We start from the raw sequence: 22,612 nt of genomic DNA on the forward strand, positions 1-22,612 counted from the left end.
CACGGTACTCGGCGCGCGCGTTTGCGCGCGCCGCGCCGTCATGTCGCCTTGCGCAAGGACCGGAAGCCCGCGCGGACCTCTTGCGCAAAGAGTTGCGGTTGCTCCCAGGCGGCAAAGTGCCCGCCTTTCTCGACCTTGTTGTAATAGATGAGCTTGGGATAGGCCTGTTCGGTCCAGCTCCGTGGCGCCTGATATTGCTCGCCGGGAAAAACGCTCACGGCCACCGGGATTGCGACGCCCTTCGCATTGAAGAATCCGCCCTTGTATTCCCAATAGAGACGGGACGCAGAGACCCCCGTCTTCGTCAGCCAGTAAAGCGTGATGTTATCGAGGATCTCGTCACGCGTCAGTTCGCCTGTAGCGCTCGTGGTCCGGTTTAGGGCCGAAGCAACCGCCACGGCCGGCTGGCCGCCGGCATCATTATGATCGAGCAGCCAGGCCGCGAGGCCAACGGGTGAATCCGCGATGCCGTAGAGGGTCTGCGGACGTGAGGCCATCAGCCTCGCGTAGTCGACTTGCTTGAAAGTCCTGACCAGCTGCTCGTAGGCGCGTCGTTCCTCGGCCGAGAGATCGGCCGGCGGTGGGCTGCCGGCCCCGAGAGCCTTGTCGACGTCAACAGGGACCGTGGCCGGCATATTGGTGTGGATGGCGAGCAGCCCCGCGGGGGCCTGCAAGCCCATCTGGTCAACGACAAACGCTCCCCAATCGCCGCCCTGGGCGACGTAGCTGGTGTAGCCGAGGCGCTTCATCAGTTCTGTCCAGGCGCGGGCCATCCGCTCGGGACCCCAACCAGTACCCGTCGGCTTGCCTGAAAAGCCGTAGCCCGGCATTGACGGAATGACCAAATGGAAGGCGTCCGACGCACTCGCGCCGTATGCTGTGGGGTTGGTCAAAGGATCGATGATCTTCAACTGCTCGATAATCGAACCCGGCCATCCGTGCGTGACGATGAGCGGCAAAGCACCTTCATGCTTCGAACGAACGTGGATGAAATAAATGTCCAGCCCGTCGATCTCGGTGATGAACTGCGGCAAGGCATTGAGCCGCGCCTCTATCTTGCGCCAGTCGTAATCCGTCGCCCAATAGTGCGCCAGTTCCCGCATCGTCGCGAGCTGCACGCCTTGCGACTGGTCCGGAACGGTCTCCCGCTCAGGCCAGTTTGTCGCATTGATGCGCCGGCGCAGATCGACCAGCGCCTCTTCCGGAAAGCTGACACGGAAGGGGCGGATTGCGTCACTCGTTCCAGCGAGCGCCGGATACGAAGGAAAAAGGCTGGCAGCGCCCGCAGCTGCGATTCCCATCGCGGCGGTGCTCAAGAGCTGGCGCCGATCGTGATCGATGACTTCGGAACCCGGTCGCGTGCGCATGGTGAAATCTCCCTGGCTTGGTTGCATCGCGCGGACCGAGCCAAGGCTGGCTGGTCCGCTTCCTGCGCCATGACATTGGTGCTGGAGGCGGGAAATTGCTCGTTATGCGTTGTTAGCGGCCGTTAGCTGTTGCGAGTGGCGATACACTTCACGCTTTGCAATTTGCGCCGACGAGGGCGGTGCACCAACGAAAGTATTTGCTATGGCGCGGACCCCGCCCCTAAACTAAAAATGCAAGCGGGAACAGTGAGCTACGAGGCAACTACGCCAAATGACGCCGGTCGTGCAAAGCCAAGAAATCATATCGTTCGGCCCTTTCAGCCTGCTGACCGGCGAGAGGCGGCTGACAAGGGACGGCGCTCCCGTAGAGCTGAGCTCAAGGGCCTTCGACATATTGGTTATCCTGTTGTCACGCCCCAACGAGCTGATCAGCAAAAATGATTTGCTGGCGAAGGCTTGGCCCGATGTCATCGTAGAGGAAGGCAGTCTCCGGTTTCACATCGCGAACCTGCGCAAGGCGCTGGGCGACGGAAAGGACGGCGCTCGATATATCACGACGGAATCGGGAAGAGGCTACCGCTTTGTGGCGCCGGATTCGAGGTCGGACGAAGGGAGCCAACCCCCAAAGCCTCCGCAAGCAGCTTTTCGGCATGCGAACCTGCCTGGTCGCCTCACCGAAATGATCGACCGCGAGGATGACGTTCGAAGGCTCCCGGCGCGGCTATACGCGACACGCTTTGTGACGATCGTCGGCTCCGGAGGTGTCGGCAAGACAACGCTTGCAATCGCGATCGGGCATCAAATGATGGATTCTTTTGCGGGCGCCGTGCTCTTTGTCGATCTCAGCATGACGAGCGATCCCGCTCTGGTGGGGACCATCATCGCCTCGCTGCTAGGATTGTCCGTGCAATCCAGCGATGCAGCGCCGAGCCTGATAGCCTATCTACGGGACAAGCGAATTCTGCTAATCCTCGACACCTGCGAGCATCTGGTCGAGGCAGTGGCCGTCCTCGCCTCGACCATCTTTGCATCTGCACCGAACGTTCATATCCTGGCGACGAGCCGCGAGGCCCTTCAGGTCGAAGGCGAGCATGTCCACCGGCTGGACCCGTTGGCGTGTCCGCCCGACGACGCGGCGCCTACCTCGACAGTTGCCCGGACATTTCCGGCGATCCAGCTGTTCGTCGAGCGCGCCCTGGCGAGCGGCGCCCGGTTGGACTTCAGCGACGCGGAGACGGCCGTCGTCGTGCGCATGTGCCGAAAGCTTGACGGTGTGGCACTCGCGATCGAGCTCGCGGCGCGACGGGTCGAAGCCTACGGCGTGCATCAGACTGCGGCGCTGCTGGACCAGCGGCTGACCCTCCTGTGGGTTGGACCGCGGACTGCGCCACCGCGGCAAAAGACGCTGCAGGCTACGCTCGATTGGAGTTACGGGCTACTTTCCGAAACGGAGCGCACCGTACTCCGCCGGCTTGCCGTGTTCGTGGGCAATTTTACGCTCGATGCGGCGCTGGCAGTCGTGACCGGCACGGACCTCGATCAGCCCGCCATTTTGAGTGCCATCGATAGCCTTGTCGCAAAGTCGATGATTGCGGCGCGCCACTTGGGAGCCACGTTGCGCTACCGGCTTCTGGACACGACGCGCGCCTACGCTCTCGGCATCCACATTAGCGACGCCGATGTTACCGACTTGGCTGTGCGGCATGCGACATATTGCAGAGAGTGGCTCGAACAGCAGGGAAGCGAATGGTCGACTTTGTCGAGTGGAATCGAACGGGCATCCCATTTCGCCGGCATGAACAATGTCCGCGCTGCGCTTGAATGGTGCTTCGGTCCAACCGGAAATGCAGTAGTCGGTGTTAGATTGGCAGCTGCCGCGGTACAGGTTTTCCTGGCGATGTCGCTGTTACCGGAATGTCACCGCTGGTCGCAACGCGCCATTCAAGTCCTCGACGAAGCTGCGCTTGGAGGCATTGAGGAGATGCACCTCCAGGCGGGCCTCGGACTTTCGTCAATGCAGATGTATGGAGACACCGACTCAGCGAACGAAGCCCTGAACAGAAGCTTGGCGATTGCCGAAGAACACGGTGACGTCGTCAATCAAGCCGGGTTGCTCGGCATGGAGCACATGTTCCACTCCCGCAGAGGCAATTTCGGGACTGCGCTTCAATACGCGAAGCGCTGCCGAACCATTGCTGATGCTTCCGGAGATCCAGCGATCATGGCGCTGGCCCACTCCATTCTAGGCAGATCGCTGCAGGCGACCGGCGACCTTGGTGGCTCACGTGTAGAGCTCGATTGTTTAATGCAGGTGCTGTCGCAATCCCAACGCAGTTCGATCTATCTTGGCTACGATCGCCACTATCGGGCGGGCATTGCACTGGGGCGAACACTATGGCTGCAAGGTTACCCGACTCAGGCGCTGGAGCACGCGCGCGAGGCGGTCAAGGCCTCAGAGGCCAGGGGGCATCCGGCAGCGCTGGCGCTCGTCTTGATTGGCGCGGCGGCGATTTTTCGTTGGGCCGGTGATCTCGACAGCGCCCAATACCACGTCGACCTGTCATTCTCCCATGCCGAAGCCAATGCCATGGAACCGCTTATGGCAGTGGGACGGTGCCGCAAGGCGGAGCTCGCGATCCACCGCGGCGATACAAAGGAAGGGGTCAGGAACTTAAAGGCAGCTCTGGAGACAATCCACGCAACGCGTCACGAACTGCTGCTGACAGAGTTCAATTTGTCGCTTGCGCAAGGGCTTGCGACGGCTGCTCAGGCAACGGAAGCTATGGTCCTTATCGACGAGACCATTCGACGTGTAGACTCCAATGGCGAGATGTACCACATGCCGGAATTGCTGCGCGTCAAAGGCGGCCTATTCTTGTCGATGCCGCAGCCAAGCAGCGAAGATGCAGAACGCTGCTATATGCAGGCGCTCGAATTGAGTCACCGCCAGGGCGCGCGCGCATGGGAATTGCGCGCCGCGACGGACTTGGCAAAGCTGTTGGCCGACCGGGGAAAGGCCCAATCCGGACGGGCGCTGCTGCAACGGGTATACGCAGAATTCACCGAGGGCTTTGATACAGCCGATCTCAAAGCCGCGGACCGTTTGTTGGCAAGCTTGGCTTAAACCGCTTGAGATCAGATTTAGTCGTCATCGTTGCCGACAGCTGAGGTCCGTCGGCGAGGGCTCTTGCAGGAGATGCCGGGCGGCGCGAAGATCTGCCGTGTCAAACCCTTCCACGAAACAAGCGTAAGTATGCTTCAGGTCCGAGACGGCCAGAGCCCTAGGCTTGGGTTGCGCTGCGAGACGCACCCGACTGATGGCGGCTCGCAGCTTCCATGAGAGGGCCGATTGCCGTTCCGCCAGATCCGTGGCGGCGAGCAAATCCCGATCTGCTTCCAAGACGTCACCACTCCTCGACCGCAGCTCTCCGCGAACGCGCAGAAGCTCGGGCATCTCCCAACTGTCGCCCTGTGCGGCGACGGCGTCGATTCGCGCCCGTATCGAGGCAAGCGCATCCGCCAGCCGTCCCTGGGCCGCTAGCCCCTCGACGAGGGCGATGGCCGCGGCGCCGCTGTAAAGTTCCAGGCGCTCGGCCAGCATGCGCGGCAACGACGGCCGCAGCAGTTCGACGCCTTGGTCCACGGCGCCGCTCGCGACGTACAGTTCGCCTTTGAGTGCGACGGAGGCAGTGTAGAACGGTCCGAATCCATGCTTGCGCGAATGGTTCGCCAACCGGTCAGCCGCCTCCTCCAACGCGTTCAAATCTCCAACCCAGCGGTAGACCCGCGCGGCGAAACAAAGCCCGGCGCAATACATCGCCAGGTCGGGATTTGAGCTGACGTCCATGAGGCCGTTGGCGACAGCGACCGCCCGATCCGGGAAGCCCAGCAGCCAGAGATTGGTGCACGACATGATGTGCGTGCCGCGAGGAAACGCGAAGTGATCGACCGGGAGCACGGGGATCGCGGCATCACCGGCCTCGCCTGCCTGCAGCCGCTCGCGGGCGACGCGCTGATCGCCGGTCAGGTGGTAAGCGACGCCCAGATAGGTGTGCGCGCGGGCGCGCGCGGCCGGATCGCCGATTTCGATCGCGAGAGCATCGGCGCGCAGCGAGACTTCAAGCAGTCGCCTTCGCTCTCCCGTGCGGCGGTATAAGGCGTGCAACCGACTGAGGAGCCGAAACTGGTTCTGCAAATCGTCAACTTCTTGCGCCAGTTCGAGACCGCTCCTGAGCGCGGATTCGCATTCATGACTGTTCCGCTCCGTGAACATCGCCGCGTGTCCGAACGCCCAAAGCAGCTCCACCTTCGCAGCACGATCCTTGAGAGCGTCGTCCGGCGCGCCAAGCGCGCGACCCGCCCAAAGGCGACATTCATCAAGCAGATTCAGCTCCACGAACAGCCGGGCGCAGACGGCCGCCAGGGGAATCCGCAAATCCGGCTCCCCTGTATCGGAAAAAGCCCAGGCCAGCGCAGCCCGGGCGTCGGCCAACAGCTCGGCGCGACGGGCCCACCCGCCAGGTCGCTCCCCTCCCAACTCGTAGCTCCGGGGCCTTAGCGCCTGAAGCACGTAGCGACCATGCCTCAGCGCCGCCGTGTGTGCCGCGCCTGACGTAGCGAGCTTTTCCAGCGCGTAGGCCCGGGTCGTCTCCAGCAACCGAAATCGCGCCTGGCCAGCCCGGGGGCGGCTGGTCACCAGGGACTTGGCGATCAGCCGCTCCAGGTTATCCAGAACGGTATCGGGTCCGCCGCGATCGCCGGCTAGGACAGCAGCCCCCTCGAGCGTGAACGGGCCGGGAAAGACGCTGAGATTTTCCAGGAGCTTTCGCTCGGCCGGCGAGATGAATTCATAGCTCCAGTCCAATGCGGCACTTAACGACTGGTGCCGGACTGGCGCGGTGCGGCGTCCGCGCCACGCAAGGCGAAGTCGTCCCTCGATGAGTTTGTCGATCTCGCTCAGGCCATGTGCAGAAAGCCGGCTCGCGACCAGCTCGATCGCGAGCGGCACGCCATCAAGCTTGCGACAGATACGGGCGATGATCTCGGCATCGGCGTCAGTGAGGGGCGCCCGATAGCCTGCCGCCACAGCGCATTCCGTGAAAAGCCGGGTGGACGAAAACCTCGCGAGTTCGACTTCGCCGACGTGGCTTTCGGGCGGAATCTCGAGCGGCGCGACTACGAATACGAACTCACCTGCCACCTCCAGGGACTCGCGACTTGTCGCCAGCAGCGAGACGCCTGGCGCAAATTGATAGATTTGCTCGGCGAGGCGCGCGACCGCTTCCACCATGTGTTCGCAGCCGTCGAGCACCAACAGAAGCTCGCGGTCGCGAAGCGATTCAATCAGCCGAAGCGTAGGATCTCCAACCGGAACGAGAAGGCCGAACGCCGACGCGGCGGTGATGGCGACGAGGTGCGGGTCCTTGAGGCTCGCGAGGTCTAGAAACCGAACGCCATCCCTGAAGTGGTTTCCAAGCTCATGCGCAAGCGCAACGGCGAGCGTTGTCTTGCCAATACCTCCCGGCCCTCGCAGCGTGACGAACCGGCGCGTCGTCAGCTGCTCGGCCAGCGCGCGAACGTCTCCATCCCTCCCGATCATCCGCGCCGGGCGGACGGGAAGATTGGGATGGAGCGTTGCACCGTCGGGCTCGGGCTGTCTGGCCGGCGGCGCTGATCGGCCCACCGGCGCCACGAAGCAATATCCTCGCCCGGGGACGTTTGCCACATAGGACTCGCCGTTCTCATTCTCGCCCAGCGCACGGCGCAGTTGGGCGATATGGAAACGCAAGCTGCTCTCGTCGACCGTCAGGCCAGGCCAGGCCCTGGTCATGAGTTCGCCCTTGCCGACGACATCGCCGGCACGACTGACCAAATGACAGAGAAGGTCGAAAGCACGACTTCCCAGCGGCGTCGGCGTACCGTCGCGCTCCAGCAGGCGAGCCTGCGGGACGATGCGGAACGGCCCGAACGAAAACGCCTCGGAGGCCGCCTCAACTTGTCTAACTGGGCTTGGTCCGTTGCGGCTCGCCACAGATCACCCGTGACCCTGCATTGGGCAGAGCATCCTTATACCAAATTCGCGGACGGCGCGACCGGAACGAGGTGGAGGTTAGCCCAAAGTTGCGACCATCAAACCTGTCGCGGACCTGCCAGTGCCTGAGGAAGACTTCGCCGGTCGCGATGTGGCGGCAGCCTCGCCAGAACGGGAGATCACGGCCGGCGCGATCACGCTCGTGCGCCGCGCCGACCTCCACAGCTCGACCGTGATGGTGGGGTTCGAGCGCCAAACCGATTGCCCGGACACCGCGAGGATGTCCTTCAGGAGCGGCACGCTTTTCGGCGGACAACCGCGCCAGGTGAAAGCGTCGCGAGTGGTTTGGGAGCGCCGACGGCAGCGGGATCGGCAACTGTCGGCAGGCCCGGATCCGCGTTGGCGTGAGTCAGTGCTTGCATAGAACGCGTTGCAACAGAGCTATTCCTAAGCGAGATCATGGCGATCGTGCTGAGCGGACCAGCTCGCGATACCCGTGTTCGGTCACCCAGTGTGCGCGCGCGAGATGCGCGTCATGGACTTGGCGGCAGCGCTGCGGTTCACGCGTCGGATCGAGACCGAAGAGAAGCTGGACAGCTTCCCGCCAGTCAGCGCCGTCGCGCGCCGAGTCGAGGAGGCGCAGATAGAGAGCCATATGCTCGCGATCATAGGCGGTGAGCGTTTGGCTGACCGGTGGCTCGTCCAGAAAAGGCGGCATCAGATGTCCCACTGGACGACTATATTCGCTTCGCTCAGCAGGCATTGGTTAACACTCGTCCTTGGTGTCAATATGAACGAAGACGACCGGCGGTGTTTCGGCGGACGGCCGGAAGGCCGCTAGCGGCGCGTCGGATGATCATGCCGGTCATGGAGCAACAGTACTCCTTCGCCCTTGTCCGTCGAGAGCAGGACGATACCGGCTGATTCAAGCGCCCTCCGAACCTGGTCACGCGTCGACTCGTACACCTCCAACCCGTTCTCGGATTCGAGGCGCTTGAGCGCGGTCAGCGACGTTCGAGCCTTGTCAGCGAGCGTCTCCTGCGTCCATCCCAGCAGCGCGCGCGCGGCCCGTGATTGTCGGGCGGTGATCATGCATGATCACCTCCCACCCACGCGAACGCACTTGCCAGAACTACGACTATAATAGTCGTTCTCGGCTTCGCGCGCCAGAAGAATCGACGCTTTGCGCCCTGCCGCGCCTCGGCGCGGAGCACTGATTCGGTCGCCGGCACCGAAAAGGCCCCGGCCGACCCGGCCGGGACCTTGGTTCGGGGCTCAGTCGCCGCTGCGGCGCGACCAGATCAGGATGAAGCCCTCATCGCCTTCGACCTTCACCAGCGAGGCGTAGATCGGAGCCGGGAAGCTCGGATCGTCGAGCTTGACCGAGAGGTATTCACGGTCGCTGTCGCGGGCGGTCTTCTTCCAGGCGGCACCGAACTCGGTCACACCGGCGAAGATGCGGTAGTCGGGCGCCTTGTCGTTGTCCTTCTCAGATGCGGCGAAGCGTGCCTTGATGTTCAGCGTCAGTGTCTTGATCGAGCCAATGTAGCCGTTGTCCGAAGCGGTGAAGGTGCCGATGGTAGCCATGGTAGTCTCCGTTGGTTGCTCGGGCCGCGCCCATCGCGGCCTCGATGGCGATCCCTGGCCCGGGGAGCGATCGGCCCGCAGCCTTTTGGGCCCGCAGCGCCTGCGGAGGACGGCGACAAGCCTGCTTTTTTGTCTCCCGCGAGGAATGCCGCCCACTTCGCGGCAGGGGAAAAAAGCAGGCGTAGCCGTTGCGGGAAGGCGATCGAGGCTTTTGCCGGCCCTCGGGCCTGATCAGCCCATTCGAGGTTGCGTTGGACGCGCCATGAACGAACTGACGGAGACCATCATGGCGGCCGACATCGGCGCAGCACAAGGACGTGAGCTGGTCAATCGGGCACATGCTAACATTGGTGTATCAACAGCTAGGAGGCGTATCCCGGCAAACACCAGCGTCCCTCGTAGCAGTCCCGTGTGCCGAGGAGAAGCTACGTCTGGAGCAATGCGACAATCCGCAATCTCAATGCTCCAGACATCACACGAGCGGAGCGTTCGGCCTTCTCGCTCGCTGCTGATGGACGAGCACGACACGGCAGTCATCTTGGCTGCCGCAGGCCGCGCGCCGGTCAGGCGCGCGGCCAAATTTTTGGAACTTGCCGGAGGCCGCTCGCGCGGCTCCGCTTACGTAATCGAGTCATGTCTGCATCGACAGTGTTTGCCGCCGCGGCTCAGGCCGCGGCGGCATTTTCTGTCTGCAACGCGTGAAGATAATCCGCCGCGCGCTGCGCATGCGATGAGGCGGTGAAGATGGCGCGCTTGTCGTTCTTCAGGACCTTGATCCAGGACGCTATATAGGCGGCGTGGTCCTCCCTCACCTCCGGCGTGAGGCCGAGATCGGCAGACAGGAAGGCCGCACCCAGTTCGGCGACCAGTTCTTCCACCGCATAGCCCTCATCCCCAAAACGTTTGCGGCCGAAGTCACGATTCAACCGGCTTTCATGGCGTGTCCAGTGCGTGCATTCATGCGCAAGCGTTGCGTAGTAGCTGATCGCATCGCGGAAGAAGTCGATGCAGGGCATATGAATGTTGTCGGTCGAGGGAACATAGCAGGCGCGACTGCCGCCATGGACAATATTGGCTCCGGTTGCCGCAAAGAACGCGTCGGCATGGGTGGTGCGCTGAATGGGGGCGGTCGGCTGCTCTGGCTGGCCGTAGTAGTGCGACGGAAGCCCGTCGATCTGCTCGACATTGAAGACCGTGTAGCCCTTCATGAAGGGGATCGCGCGTTCGGCCTCGTCGCCTGTTTCGGAATTAGTCTCTTTGCGAATGATCCTGTCGGCATAAACGACAAGCGTCCCGGTCTCCCCTTTGCGGACTTTGCCGTCAAGCGTGCTGGCCTGCTTGTAAGTCATCCAGATGGGTGCGGTGTAACCGTTCGCGACGGCCGCCGACCACAGCATGAGAATGTTGATGCCATTGTAAGGAATGCCGTTGCCGCGCAGAGGTCGCGAGATGCGCCCCGTGCCATGTTCCGCTTTCCATGGTTGATGCCAAGGCCTTACGCCTTGCTCCAGCTTCTGAACGATCTGATCCGTGATCTTCTGGTAAACGTCGGCTTTCATGAGCTTCTCCTAGTTTGCCGGTTGCGCATGCAACCGGAACTAGGCCAGCGCCAATGAGCGGGGGTTGGCCGTCACAGGCCGGAAAACGAGCGGGGCTGGTGCGGGCCGGAGCCGAGCGAAGCGAGGTGACTACACGGCCCCCGTTTTCCGCCCCCATTCTTCATGGGGCTTGGCCTTGACGGCCTGGGGGCCGCAGGCCCCAGAACCTCCCTACGCGCGTGGTCAGGCCTCGCGGGCAACGTCCGAAAATGAGAACGCGCTAGGTGATTTCGTACCAGACCACCCGCTTCAAAAGCATGGCGGTCGCGCCGTGCGAGGCTAGCTTTCTCGGAAAACTATGGAAGTAATCGACAAGAGTCTGCTCGCAAGCGCAAGAGCCCCCCGCAGATAGGAGCAAAGCTCAAGAATGCACGACAGCCACAACCGCGAGCCGCATTGGCCCACCCTCTCGAAGCTTCGTGCCGCTGCTTACTGCAGCGTAAGGCCGTAAGCTGGCGGAGCGCGTCAACGACGCGCCCCCTCTTCTATTCGTTACCGCTGATGTCCGAGCCCGATTCCGAGATGTAGCGCCTTCTGGCGCAGCGCGCCGACAGTGCGCTTGGTGATCTTGGCTATTTTAACGACCGGAGTGCGTGCCTTCGAGTGCGCCTTCAATTCCTTGACATCGGTCTTGGTCCAATCGCGGCGCTTAGCACGTTTCTTTGTTGCTTTCTTCGCCATGACAGCTCCTTTGATTTAGGAGCGCCTTGTAACACAGCTTCTTAGCGAAACAATGTCTGGTCATCGGCATTCAAGATGGATCATCGTCGAACGTCTAACTTTTCGCGTCAGGCGCCATTCTCGCCGACAGGTAGCGCCCACGTGGCGGTTCTTATAGACGCGGTGCGTGAATGCGCGACGTGACAGCGCCCGTCTGCATCCTATTTGCACTCCAAAATAGCCGAATTCCCTACGTCTGGTGCGCTCGCTTTTCACCTTCGTTCTTGTCTGCTTCGATGTCCGTCGACTTCGACCGAAGGAGGGAGAAGTGACGCGGCGTTGCGGTGGTATGCATTTGCCCCTGCCGAATAGTCCACAGGGGATGGTGTCGCCTTATTCTTCGACCGAGGTTGCGATGGCGATAGGCGTCTCCCTGGATACTTTCTATCGCACGCGCCAAATCCGACGCGAGCGGGACGGCTTGCCAGCGCCGATCAGCGAACGGGGGCCGCTTAAGTGGGAACGTACTGGCTTCGACGCGTGGCTGACTCGACATCACCCCACGCGTCCGAAGACGATCGCTAATGACACATTCGCGCCTCCGCCGGCAGCAACCGATGAAGAACATCGCGAGCGGCTGAGAACGGCCTACGGGCACCATGATGCTTGACATTCGAGATCGTGCTGGATTCCAATAAGTGCCCTGTCTTAGTCCGGCATCGAGGCTTTCCATGGCCGATCCGAAATTTCCCTATGTGAAGTGGCGTGATGGCCGTCCACGTTCATCACATGGCGCTTATGCCAGGGTACTCGGCTTTGTCGATGCCGACCTCCGCCATCCGCCTCACGATGAAAAGGGCCGCCCGGTCGGTGCTTGGTTCAACCTTCAGGAGGCCTCCGACTTTTCCGACAGACGACGATCGGAAATCGAGGCGGCGCGGCGCGCTGGCAAACTGCCGAAAAAGATTACTGTACGGAAGCGCGCCACTATTGACGATCTTCTGGACGACTGGAGCAAATCGGCTGAATTCAAGACATTGTCGGCCACCTCGCAATCGTCCTATCGCAAGTGCATCGCCGCCATCCTCTATCGGCCACAGACCCGCGAGGCTGCTGCGAAGATGCGTGCCGAGATCCGAGCCGCCAGATTGCTCGGCGTGGCCGAGCCCGCGCGCGAGTTCGAGGCGATCGCGACCGCGACGCCATCGTCGATCGGCAAGCCGGAACTCCGAGCCTTCTACAACTATGCGAAATCGGTGCGCGGCCATCATATGGCGCTGGCGATGATCGCGACGCTGTCGGCGGCATTCACTTGGGGCCAGGAAAGCATCCTGTGGCGCCTCGGGCCCAACCCGCGAGAGGGCATGGAGTTCGATCATCCGGACGGCCGCATCGTGCTGGTCGCGATGCGGGAATTTTCCGCGTGGGTCGCCGCAGCCGATGCGATCGGGCGGGCCTCGATCGGCGACAGCTTCTATCTCGCGCTATTCACTGGGCAGCGACAGACCGACCGTCTGATTATGCGCGACGAGAGCGATGTCACGGGACGGCATGCGTTCCGGCAAAGCAAGACTGGTGAACTCGTCGACATCAAAGAGGCGCCACAACTTAGCGCACGACTAATCGCTTCGCGCGCGCGGATAAAGGCGCTTAAGCTGCGGCTTCAGCTTGAGGCCGTGCCGCTCGAACTCGTCGTCAACGAGGACAACGGCGAGCCCTATGACGAGAGCACCTATCGCCATTGGGTTTCGACCGCGCGCGCCGTTGCCGTGTTCGGCTTTCTCGCACGCGACACCGTGCGCCAGGCGATCGTCCGCGCTGAGCGATTGACCACCGAACTGATCAGAACCGTCGACGGGTTGTTCGCGTCTTTTCCGCTCAATGAAGAGAATAAGGCGCAGCGCGCTCGCGCGATCGATCAGCGCGCGCGTGTGCTGGCGGAATGGCTGGACGCGCAGACGGCGTGCGACAGCAATGGAGATGACGGAGCATGGCGCCTGAAGCCGTGCCCCTCGCTGATGTTCGTCAACGGCGCCGGCGAACTCGACCAGAAACACGACCAGGACCTGCGCGATACCTGTGTCATGCTGCTCGATCGCGCCGGCTGCGGCCCGTTGACGATCTGCGACATCACCGGGCATTCGTACCGAAGCGTGCAGACCATCGTGAAGCATTACCGCGCCCGCAATGTCGATCGCGCCGACGCCGGCATCGACCGGCTCGAATTGCAGGTGCGCAAGGAGGGGATGAAGGGCTGATAGCCGACCGGCCTAATCTTGTTTCGGCGGCGCCTTGGACCATACACCTGTGGTGCTTGGGATAGTAATATTCCGGCCTCCGGAAATGACGACCGCCATCGCATTGATCGCCGTGCAGAGCGCCACCAACGCCTCGCAACGCGGCCCGAACCCAGTTGGGCGCTGCGGGGGCAATTCCGCAGTCTGGCCCATCAACTTCAGGATCTCCTGGTCAAAGACACTCCGCCACGAGCGGCGCTCAATTACCTGCCTCCTTCGGCATGGACAGTCTATTGCAGAGCGGAATCCGTCGAGAACATCGAAAAAGTCGATTCGTCGCACGGCGTGCGACGTGCGATCACAAAAAACGTCGCACGAGACCCGTTTTGTTCTCGGCAACCCTTCTCGTAACCAATTGGAGAAGAATGCTTTCGCGATGGTGGGCGCACCAGGGCTCGAACCTGGGACCCGCTGATTAAGAGTCAGCTGCTCTACCAACTGAGCTATGCGCCCGGAACTTGTCCGGAAATGACCCTCGCAAGAGAGCGGTCGTTTAGCAAAGCGATTCCCCGATGTCCAGCAAGCTCAAGCAAGTTTTCCCGACTTTCTGACAACCGAAAGGCCGCCGGAATCCGGCGGCCTTTCATAGACTTGGCGAGGGTGCCGGCGGACAGCGCTCAGAGCCGGCCGGAGCGCTCCTGATCAGGGCCATCGTCGCGGTCGAAACGGTCGTGATCGAAGCCGCGGCCGCCGCGCTCCCAGCGGTCCATGCCGCGCTCTAGGCGGTGGCGGCGCCAGCCTTCGGCGCCGAAGCCGCGCCCTTCCATATGGGTCAGCATGCTCAGCCGCCGCTTCTGGTTGTCGTCGAGCGTCTTGTAGAGCGGGTCGGCGGCATCGGCGATCTTCGTCAGCGACGTCGCGGTCGCCGCCATGTTGCCGGCGCGCTCGCGCAGGCGAGCGACCGGATCATCCGGCTTCTGCGACTTGTCCGCATCGGTCTTCTCGGCGGCCATCCGCGCATTGGCACGATCGAGCCGCATCTTCGCGAAGTCGCGCACCGCGGCCTCAACCGGCGGCCACAGCTTCTCCTGATCGGCGTTGAGCTTCAGCCCGGCGTGGACGGCGGCGATCCGCGCGTCGAGGAAGGCGGCCCGATCCTCGGGGCTCATCCGCATATGGCCGTGGAACCAGGGACGATGCTGGGCATAGACCGCGGTCGAACCGGCAATCGTGAGCGCCGCGATGCCGGCGAGCAGAACTTTCTTCATACGAACCTCCTTTGAAGGTTGCTCGAAGATGATGCCGCCCGCCCGCGCCTTCAACTTACGGATTGGACAGAGAGAGCTCTGTTACCAAGATGTAATCCGCTTTCATTGCACCGCAGAAACATCCAAGGCGCGAGGTCGCGCTTTGGATGTCTGTTGTTTGCGCTAGATCATGCCGAGCAAGCGCGGCAGCCACAGCGAGATCTCCGGCACGTAGGTGATCAGGCCGAGGAACACCAGCATCGCGCACAGCCATGGCAACACCGAGATGGTGATCTCGCTGATGCCCATCTTGGCGATACTGCTCGCAATGTAGAGGTTGAGCCCGACCGGCGGGTGGCACAGCCCGACCTCGGTGTTGACGATCATCAGGATGCCGAGATGCACCGGGTGCACGCCGAGCTTGGTCGCCAGCGGAAACAGGATCGGCGCCATGATCAGGAGGATCGACGACGGATCCATCACGTTGCCGGCGAGCAGCAGGATGATGTTGACGACGAGCAGGAACATCCAGACCGAGAAGTTCTTGTCGATGATCCAGGCCGCCATCTCCTGCGGGATCTGCTCGTGCGTCATCAGGAACGAGAACAGCACCGCGTTGGTGATGATGTAGAGCAGCATCGAGCTCATGCTCGCCGCCTGCAGCAGCACCTTCGGCACCTCGGAGAGCTTCAGCTCCTTGTAGACGAATACGGTGATGAAGAAGGCGTAGGTCGCGGCGACCGCTGCGGCTTCGGTCGGCGTGAAGATGCCGCCATAGATGCCGCCGAGCACGATCACGATCAGCAGCAGGCCCCAGATGCTTTCGCGGAACGCCGTGAACTGCTGGCCGATGGTCGCGCGTGGCATCTTCGGATAGCCGTTGCGCTGTGCGACGAAGAAAGTCACCGCCGCCAGCATCAGCGCGAGCACGACGCCCGGCACGATGCCGGCCATGAACAGCGCGCCGATCGAGGTGTTGGTGGAGACGCCGTAGAGCACCAGGATGATCGAGGGCGGCACCAGGATGCCGAGCGCGCCCGAGGTCGAGATCACGCCGACGCCGAACCGCTTCGGATAGCCGTGATCGACCATCGCCGGCATCATGATCGAGCCGATAGCAACCACGGTGGCGACGCTCGAGCCCGAGATCGCCGCGAACATCGCGCAGGCCGCGACGCCGGCCAGCCCAAGGCCGCCGGGCAGATGTCCGACCAGCGAGGTGGTGAACGCGATCATGCGCCGCGCGACGCCGCCGCGGGTCAGGAAGGTGCCCGCCAGGATGAAGAACGGGATCGCCATGATGCCGAAATTGTCGAGGCCCGAAAACAGCTTCAGGCCGACGCTCTCGATCGGCACCTCGGTCATGGTGAACAGGAAGGTGAGCACGGTAAGGCCGAGCGAAATCGAGATCGGCATGCCCGTCAGCATCAGGGCAAACAGCAGTCCGAAAATAAGTGCGGCGCTCATCACGCTTCTCCAAGCGCGACGGGCGCGGTCTTGCTGGTCTCGACGCCATCGACATGGGAGGCGTCATGGTGCGGCAGGTCGTCGGTCCACCAGTAATTCCAGCACACCTGCAGGAAGCGGAAGCACATCAGATAGGAGCCGAGCGGGATGCAGGCGTAGACGATCCAGCTCGGGATCTCGAGATCCGGCGAGACCTGGTCGGTATGCATCAATTCGAACACGAATTTGGCACCCATGGTGCCGACGATCCCTGTGAATAGCGCGCCGCCGAGCAGGCCGAAGGTGATGGTGCGCTTGCGCCAGAAATCGTTGAGGCGGTTGATCAGGACGTCGACGCCGACATGGACGCCGGCGCGCACGCCATAGGCGGCGCCGAACTTCGCCATCCAGATGAACATGTAGATGCAGAGTTCCTGCGACCAGGCGAGATTGATGCCGAACAGGTACGGATAGAGCACGGGAACGTCGACCAGAAAACGGTGCACGACCGTGACGAAGGTCAGCAGCGTCGCGGCCCCCATCAGGCTCGCGATGATGATTTCCTCGAGCCGGTCCAGAATTTTAAGCAGCATTGATCTCCCCTGTCATGGCCTGATGCGGCAACCGGCCACGGCACCCTGGCCGCGACCTCACGCGGCCGCGGCGTTCACTATGTTTGCGGTTCAAGTCCCGCGTGACTGTTGCCGTCGATCGGAGCTGCCTCCGATCTACCTCGCCCCGCGTGCGGGGAGAGGTCGAAATTCAAGCGCAGCTTGAATTTCCGGTGAGGGGGAGCTTCCGCGAGCACATCTGGAGCCGCGTTCGCGGAGAAGGCCCCTCACCCCAACCCTCTCCCTGCAAGAACCGGGAGAGGGAGCTCGTCTGGCATCGCCTCAGCGGCGAAGCATCGCAGCTAGTTCATCGGGCTGCGGCCGGTTTCCTTGAGGAATTCGTCGATCAGCGGCTGGCCGACGCGCGAGGCAACGTCCTTGTAGACCGGCATCATTGCCTTGCGCATCGCCTCGTCCTGCTCCGGCGTCAACGCGACGATCTCGGTCTTGCCGGCCTTCTTGATCTCGGCGAGCGCGTCGTCGTTTTCCTTGGCCGACTGGCTGTTGCCGAACTCGGTGGCTTCCTTCATTGCCTTGGAGAGCTGCTCGCGGATATCGGCCGGCAGGCCGTCCCAGAACTTCTTGTTCACGACCACGACGTAGCCGATGTAGCCGTGATTAGTGACGGTGGCGTACTTCTGCACCTCATGCATTTTCTGGGTGTAGATGTTCGACCAGGTGTTCTCCTGGCCGTCGACCACGCCGGTCTGCAGCGCCTGGTAGACGTCGGAGAATGCCATCACCTGCGGGATCGCGCCGAGCGCGCGGAACTGGGCTTCCAGCACCTTCGACGACTGGATGCGGAACTTGAGCCCCTTGTAGTCGGCGGGCGCGACCAGCTTCTTGTTCGCGCTCATCTGCTTGAAGCCGTTGTCCCAATAGGCGAGACCGGTCATGCCCTTGGAATCCAGCTTCTTGAGCAGCTGGGCGCCGAGCGGCCCGTCGGTGACCTTCCGCAGCGACTTCAGGTCGGGCAGGATGTAGGGCAGATCGAAGACTTCGAATTCCTTGATGCCGATCGGGCCGAACTTCGAGTTTGACGGCGCCAGCATCTGCACCGCGCCGAGCTGCAGCGCCTCGAGCTCTTCCTTGTCCTTGTAAAGCGTCGAGTTCGGGTAGACCTCGACCTTCACCTTGCCGCCGGTGTACTTCTCGGCGAGTTCCTTGAACTTGTCGGCCGCCTTGCCCTTCGGCGTATCCGAGGCCACCACGTGGCTGAATTTGAGAACGATCGGCGACTGCGCCGCCGCAGGCCCGACAAAGGTCAAAGCCGCGATCGACGCCGCAGCCAATATGAGTTTACGCATGTTTCCTCCCGCGTAATTGCGGAGCGCGAATACCGGCCCCGAGACATCCGGTCGCACCATTACAGACAAGCAAAGACGATTGCCATTGCCCCTTTAGCAGGGGCCAATTGCACCATTGCTGCACTGCAAAATTCGATGCGGCGGTATCCCCTTCGGCTCTTGCGACCGTTCAATGACACCGCCCGCACGCTGTGCCCGGCCAAGGCAATGAGGTCAATGCGAGGTTTGGCAATGGCGGGTTCGCCGGGCGCGAATGCTGCGCGTGTTTCTTGCCGGCTGTCGCCCTGCGAAAACAGAGATCCATACGCCGCGGCAAATCTTGCAGATGTGACTCTTCGTTGTCGTCCTGGCGAAAGCCGGGACCCATCACCACCGCATTTGATTGTGAACGAGGTCGTGGCCCCAGCATCGCGCAACAAGTCTCATTTGGGGTAATGGGTCCTGGCTTTCGCCAAGACGACACTGAATGTGTTGGACCACGTGTGGCTCATGCTTCCGCAGTCTCGCGGCGCATTGCGTCCGAGCTTTGCATCTTGTTCCGCCCTCACCTCAATCAGAGGGCGCAGGGAAAGCCGGGTGCCGATCGCACCCATGGGCCCCGAGCAATGGGTAGAAAGCTCGGGGGTAGGACCACAGGTGTAACCGGAAACAACCCGGCTTTCCCTGCGCGATGGGCTACGGCTTACTTCGTGCTCTCCCCGGCGAGACTGGGCTTGGTTGTCACCGTCTTCGCAACGCGCACTGCGCAATCGGAAAAGACACCTGCCGCTAGGGCGTCAGGACCACACGACTTCACCGTCCGCCTCATGCACGTTCGTCAACTGCGCAATCGGCGTCCACCGCATCTCGACCCACGTTCGTGACGACCGCGAAGCGCCCCTCGTGTCGGGTGAGACGGGCAGACCATACACCGAGCCACGCTTCGGATAAAGCGAAATATTTTTGCTGCGAAGGCTTGCGCCGTCGGGCAACTCAGTGGTAGCGGCCCTCCCCGGTCCTTTCGTCATTGCGGGCGACGCACCAGCGTCCGGTGTCGCCTCGCCGAGCGAACGGAATCCAGTCGATCAGGCGTCATTCCCTCCGCAAAATTTTATCCATGGCCTTTCCACGCGCCAGCTCATCGATCAGTTTATCCAGGTAACGAATTTCCCGCATGGTCGGCTCTTTGATTTCCTCAACCCTGACACCGCACACCATGCCCTTGATCAAGGCCCGCGATGGATTCATTTCAGGCGCCTTTGCGAAGAACGTTTCGAAGTCGGTTTGTTTTTCCAACTGAGCTTCCAGCTCCTTCGAACCGTAGCCGGTCAACCAGGAGATCACCTGATCAACCTCCGCTTTGGTGCGTCCCTTCTTCTCCGCTTTCGCGACATAGAGCGGGTAAACGCTTGCGAAGCTCGTTGTATAGATCCGATGCTTGGCCATGAATTGCTCCGAACGTTCGTATTCCGGGGTCTCGACGAGGAGGTATTAGTCCTGGGTTGAACCGGCTTCGCCAATCCGAAGTCTCGCACGTGGCTAGGGGCATGGCGATGGCCTGCTGCCTCCCGTTTCGTCCCCAGCGCTCGCGTGCGGCGGCCCGCATGCGTTGGCAGCAATCGCTCTACAGCGACGGCAACCGCTCTGGGGCGGCGCCCCACCCGATCCGTTAGATCACCACCATGTCCAATCCACGGGCGGAAACAATGCGGCCCGCCGGGATCGAACATCAGGATCGAACGCAGGAGTTTTCAACGATGAACCAGATGATCCGCAATACTCAGCAAGCATGAACCTCGACAATGTCTCGCACGCCGGTCAGCCGGGGCCAAACGAGTTGGTGCCATCGCGCTACGCGCTGAAGATCGGCGAGATCGACGTGCTGGTCGTCAGCGACGGGGTGCTGCCGCTGCCGACCAAGATGCTGGCGCACAATGCCGAGCCGGCCGTCCGCGCGGCCTGGCTGGACGACATGTTCCTGCCGCCGGACGCGTTCGACTGGGCGCTGAACGTGGTCGTGGTGCGAAGCGGCCGGAAAACCATCCTCGTCGACGCCGGGCTGGGGTCGGACCCGGACCTGCACCTGCCGAAGGCCGGGCAGACGGTCAAGCGACTGGAGGCGGCCGGCATCGATCTTGGGTCCGTGACCGACGTGGTGCTGACCCACATGCACATGGACCACGTTGGCGGGCTGCTCGTCGAGGGCGTGAAGGAGCGGCTGCGTCCGGACCTGCGGATCCATGTGGCGGCTGCCGAGGTCAAGTTCTGGGAGGCGCCCGATTTCTCCCGCGTCTCGATGCCGCCGGGTTTCCCCGACGCGCTTCGTGCGACGGCCAAGCGGTTCAGGAAGGAATACCAGAGCCAGCTGCGGCTGTTCGACGAGGAGCACGAGGTGGCGCCCGGAGTGGTCGTCCGTCGCAGCGGCGGCCACACTCCCGGCCACAGCGTCGTTCGTCTGGCGTCCGGCGGCGACCGGCTGACATTCGCCGGTGACCTCGTGTTCGCGGTCGGGTTCGAGCACCCCGAATGGCACAATGGCTTCGAACACGATCCCGAAGAGGCGGCCCGCGCCCGGATCAGTCTGTTGCGGGAACTGGCGGCGAACCGCGAGTTGCTGGTTGCCACGCATATGCCGTTCCCGTCCGTCGGACATGTCGCGGTCGAGGGTGACGCCTTCCGTTGGGTGCCGGTGTTCTGGGACTACTGAGACCTTGTCGAGTTAGAGCCGAACCGGGGCGCGTACTCATATCGATCATGGGGGCGGGCTCCGGCTTCCGCGCGGCCCTTCTGAGCAAAGGTCGGCTACGGTCCACAAGCAGTCATTCAAGCCGGCCGAGAGCGAATTAGCTTGCCTTGCTTTGAGTCCTTTTGCACTCTCAGGCAAAGGAGGCCGATGCATGAAGATAATGACCGTCGCGTGCGCTCTCGGAGCGGCCCTCGTGCTGTGCAACCTCGGGACGTCTGGTGCTGAAGCCCGGGCGCGGAAGGCACAAGTCGTTCATGAACCAAGGAGGGTCATTATCCCGACGCCCGTGATAAGGCCAACTCCGTGGGACTATTATATTGTTCCACGATATCAATATCGCCCTGAAGACGACCGGGTCGATCCATACGCCCCGCCCCTGGTGTCGTCGTGGCGCCTCTATGAGGCGTGGCGGTGGCCATACTGGTGGTGAACAGCGATCGCGCCAAACAGATCGCAATCCGAGTGGTGATCGTCCCCTGACGGACGGGGACTAGTGTGCTGAATGCGAAGTTCGTGCGATTTCGCGGCAGCCACTTTCACGAACTTCGCATTCATAAAGCACACTAGAATCACAAGTTTGCTAGTGTCCTTATCGAATCCGAAGTTCGCTCCGAAGGTGCGGCAAATGATGCGAACTTCGGATTCGGGACACTAGCTGTGAAGTTGCGCGTTGAGGCCGTCCCAATTTGGCGTACGCTTGGTTGCCTCAAGAGCGCCGCTCTGGGAATTCCGACGAAAAAGCAGGCCCTTCTGGCCCGAGAGTTCTTTGGCTTTCAGGACTCGGCCATCTTCCAAAAGGATGCGCGCGCCTGCCGTGACATAACAGCCCGCTTCGACGATACAATCGTCACCCAATGAAATGCCGATACCGGCGTTGGCTCCGATCAGGCAGCGCTCACCGACTGTAATCCTCTCTTTCCCTCCTCCGGACAGAGTGCCCATGATCGACGCTCCGCCACCAACGTCGCTGCCGCTTCCCACAACCACGCCGGCGCTGATCCGGCCTTCGACCATGCAGGGACCGAGCGTACCCGCGTTAAAATTGCAAAAGCCTTCATGCATGACGGTTGTGCCCGGGGCCAAGTGGGCGCCGAGCCTTACGCGATCCGCATCAGCAATTCTCACGTCCGCTGGCGTCACATAATCGGTCATGCGCGGAAACTTATCCACGCCTGTCACCTCGAATGCGAGGGCACGCTTTCGTGCCTCCATTCGCGCGTCCGGTACACGGGAGCACTCACAGGGACCGAGGGTCGTCCAGGCAACGTTAGGTAAGAGACCGAAAACACCCTCGAGGTTCAGACAATTCGGCTGGACGAGCCGGTGGCTCAGCAGATGGAGTCGAAGATACGCGTCGTGCACGTCCGTCGGCGCAGATGCAAGGGAGCCAATTTCTGTACGGATTGGAACGATGTCGACATTGCGAATGTCGTCGTGTCGCGCATATCCGTCCGCCGACTCGCCCAACGATCTGCTGACCTCGTCCTTCGTGAGAGGGACCGTTGCCGTCTTGTCGGCCTCCGCGACCAGGCGCAGCTGAAGAAACCAGGAATCCAGCACGCGCCCATCAGCGGCAATCGTCGCAAATCCCTCGCCTCTCGCGCCCCTCAGCTCCATCGTCATCTGAATTTCTCACACTGCGATCCTGCACGTCATGCATACGCGAGTTCTCGTGGAAATGGCAACTTCCGGGCTCTCAAACAGGTCCGCTTTGGGGCAAAGGGCAACATGGGTCCACGCCGCAGCGACGTCCGGCTCTTACGCTCTGAGCGGACGTCGATCGACGGTGCTTGCGG

The 22,612-nt window shown here is 62.1% G+C and carries 17 protein-coding genes and 1 tRNA gene; 4 read left to right on the top strand and 14 right to left on the bottom strand.

Going from position 1 to position 22,612, the window contains the following annotated elements; genetic code table 11:
• Positions 1–38 precede the first annotated feature (38 nt).
• On the bottom strand, positions 39–1,367 hold the full coding sequence (locus tag ACZBJS_RS06465) for an epoxide hydrolase family protein (RefSeq protein ID WP_463438584.1): 1,329 nt from the start codon (positions 1,365–1,367) through the stop codon (positions 39–41).
• Between the two features lie 271 nt (positions 1,368–1,638).
• Here ACZBJS_RS06465 and ACZBJS_RS06470 point away from each other — a divergent pair, with 271 nt between their 5' ends.
• Positions 1,639–4,491 carry an ATP-binding protein gene (locus ACZBJS_RS06470; RefSeq protein WP_463438585.1) on the top strand — a complete coding sequence of 951 codons (2,853 nt, stop codon included), beginning with the start codon at positions 1,639–1,641 and terminating at the stop codon, positions 4,489–4,491.
• A 24-nt stretch (positions 4,492–4,515) separates the two neighbouring features.
• Here the strand turns inward: ACZBJS_RS06470 and ACZBJS_RS06475 are convergent, their stop codons facing one another.
• The gene (locus ACZBJS_RS06475; protein ID WP_463438586.1) at positions 4,516–7,398 is read right to left on the bottom strand and encodes an ATP-binding protein; all 2,883 of its coding nucleotides are present in this window, start codon (positions 7,396–7,398) and stop codon (positions 4,516–4,518) included.
• Between the two features lie 121 nt (positions 7,399–7,519).
• Between ACZBJS_RS06475 and ACZBJS_RS06480 the strand changes: the two genes are divergently transcribed.
• Entirely contained in the window at positions 7,520–7,822 is a 303-nt protein-coding gene (locus ACZBJS_RS06480; protein ID WP_463438587.1) for a hypothetical protein, read from the top strand.
• Positions 7,823–7,855: 33 nt separating this feature from the next.
• Here ACZBJS_RS06480 and ACZBJS_RS06485 read toward each other — a convergent pair whose 3' ends face one another.
• The 5 genes from ACZBJS_RS06485 to ACZBJS_RS06505 form a co-directional block, all read right to left on the bottom strand.
• Positions 7,856–8,116 (bottom strand): DNA -binding domain-containing protein, encoded by a 261-nt coding sequence (locus ACZBJS_RS06485; protein WP_463438588.1) that lies wholly within the window; start codon positions 8,114–8,116, stop codon positions 7,856–7,858.
• 119 nt (positions 8,117–8,235) lie between these two features.
• Positions 8,236–8,490, bottom strand: a complete 255-nt coding sequence (locus ACZBJS_RS06490) for a helix-turn-helix domain-containing protein (protein WP_463438589.1) — start codon at positions 8,488–8,490, stop codon at positions 8,236–8,238.
• A gap of 183 nt (positions 8,491–8,673) precedes the next feature.
• The gene (locus tag ACZBJS_RS06495) at positions 8,674–8,985 is read right to left on the bottom strand and encodes a DUF736 domain-containing protein (RefSeq protein ID WP_463438590.1); all 312 of its coding nucleotides are present in this window, start codon (positions 8,983–8,985) and stop codon (positions 8,674–8,676) included.
• A gap of 665 nt (positions 8,986–9,650) precedes the next feature.
• Positions 9,651–10,544 (bottom strand): ArdC family protein, encoded by an 894-nt coding sequence (locus tag ACZBJS_RS06500; protein WP_463438591.1) that lies wholly within the window; start codon positions 10,542–10,544, stop codon positions 9,651–9,653.
• Between the two features lie 531 nt (positions 10,545–11,075).
• Complete coding sequence (locus ACZBJS_RS06505; RefSeq protein WP_463438592.1) at positions 11,076–11,264, bottom strand: hypothetical protein; 189 nt, start codon at positions 11,262–11,264, stop codon at positions 11,076–11,078.
• Positions 11,265–11,974: 710 nt separating this feature from the next.
• Here ACZBJS_RS06505 and ACZBJS_RS06510 point away from each other — a divergent pair.
• On the top strand, positions 11,975–13,501 hold the full coding sequence (locus ACZBJS_RS06510) for a site-specific integrase (RefSeq protein WP_463438593.1): 1,527 nt from the start codon (positions 11,975–11,977) through the stop codon (positions 13,499–13,501).
• 416 nt (positions 13,502–13,917) lie between these two features.
• Here the strand turns inward: ACZBJS_RS06510 and ACZBJS_RS06515 are convergent.
• The 6 genes from ACZBJS_RS06515 to ACZBJS_RS06540 all read right to left on the bottom strand — a co-directional run bounded on the left by ACZBJS_RS06515 (position 13,918) and on the right by ACZBJS_RS06540 (position 19,516).
• Positions 13,918–13,993 (bottom strand) — tRNA-Lys (locus tag ACZBJS_RS06515).
• A gap of 164 nt (positions 13,994–14,157) precedes the next feature.
• Positions 14,158–14,748 (bottom strand): Spy/CpxP family protein refolding chaperone, encoded by a 591-nt coding sequence (locus tag ACZBJS_RS06520; protein ID WP_028332421.1) that lies wholly within the window; start codon positions 14,746–14,748, stop codon positions 14,158–14,160.
• A 162-nt stretch (positions 14,749–14,910) separates the two neighbouring features.
• Complete coding sequence (locus tag ACZBJS_RS06525; RefSeq protein WP_092090549.1) at positions 14,911–16,194, bottom strand: TRAP transporter large permease; 1,284 nt, start codon at positions 16,192–16,194, stop codon at positions 14,911–14,913.
• Positions 16,194–16,766, bottom strand: coding sequence for a TRAP transporter small permease (locus ACZBJS_RS06530; RefSeq protein ID WP_057020631.1), 573 nt, complete (start codon positions 16,764–16,766; stop codon positions 16,194–16,196). The genes ACZBJS_RS06525 and ACZBJS_RS06530 overlap by 1 nt, the downstream gene beginning before the upstream one ends.
• 320 nt (positions 16,767–17,086) lie before the next feature.
• Positions 17,087–18,091, bottom strand: a complete 1,005-nt coding sequence (locus ACZBJS_RS06535) for a TRAP transporter substrate-binding protein (RefSeq protein ID WP_028342401.1) — start codon at positions 18,089–18,091, stop codon at positions 17,087–17,089.
• Between the two features lie 1,071 nt (positions 18,092–19,162).
• On the bottom strand, positions 19,163–19,516 hold the full coding sequence (locus tag ACZBJS_RS06540) for a DUF2200 domain-containing protein (RefSeq protein ID WP_057020632.1): 354 nt from the start codon (positions 19,514–19,516) through the stop codon (positions 19,163–19,165).
• A 343-nt stretch (positions 19,517–19,859) separates the two neighbouring features.
• On the opposite strand from ACZBJS_RS06540, the gene ACZBJS_RS06545 reads away from it, so the two are divergent.
• Entirely contained in the window at positions 19,860–20,777 is a 918-nt protein-coding gene (locus ACZBJS_RS06545) for an MBL fold metallo-hydrolase (RefSeq protein ID WP_463438594.1), read from the top strand.
• Between the two features lie 690 nt (positions 20,778–21,467).
• Here ACZBJS_RS06545 and dapD read toward each other — a convergent pair.
• A complete protein-coding gene (dapD, locus tag ACZBJS_RS06550) occupies positions 21,468–22,439 on the bottom strand; it encodes a 2,3,4,5-tetrahydropyridine-2,6-dicarboxylate N-succinyltransferase (RefSeq protein ID WP_316393856.1) in 972 nt (323 codons plus the stop codon).
• Between the last annotated feature and the right edge of the window lie 173 nt (positions 22,440–22,612).

The organism is Bradyrhizobium sp. KZN70725, assembly GCF_055264925.1.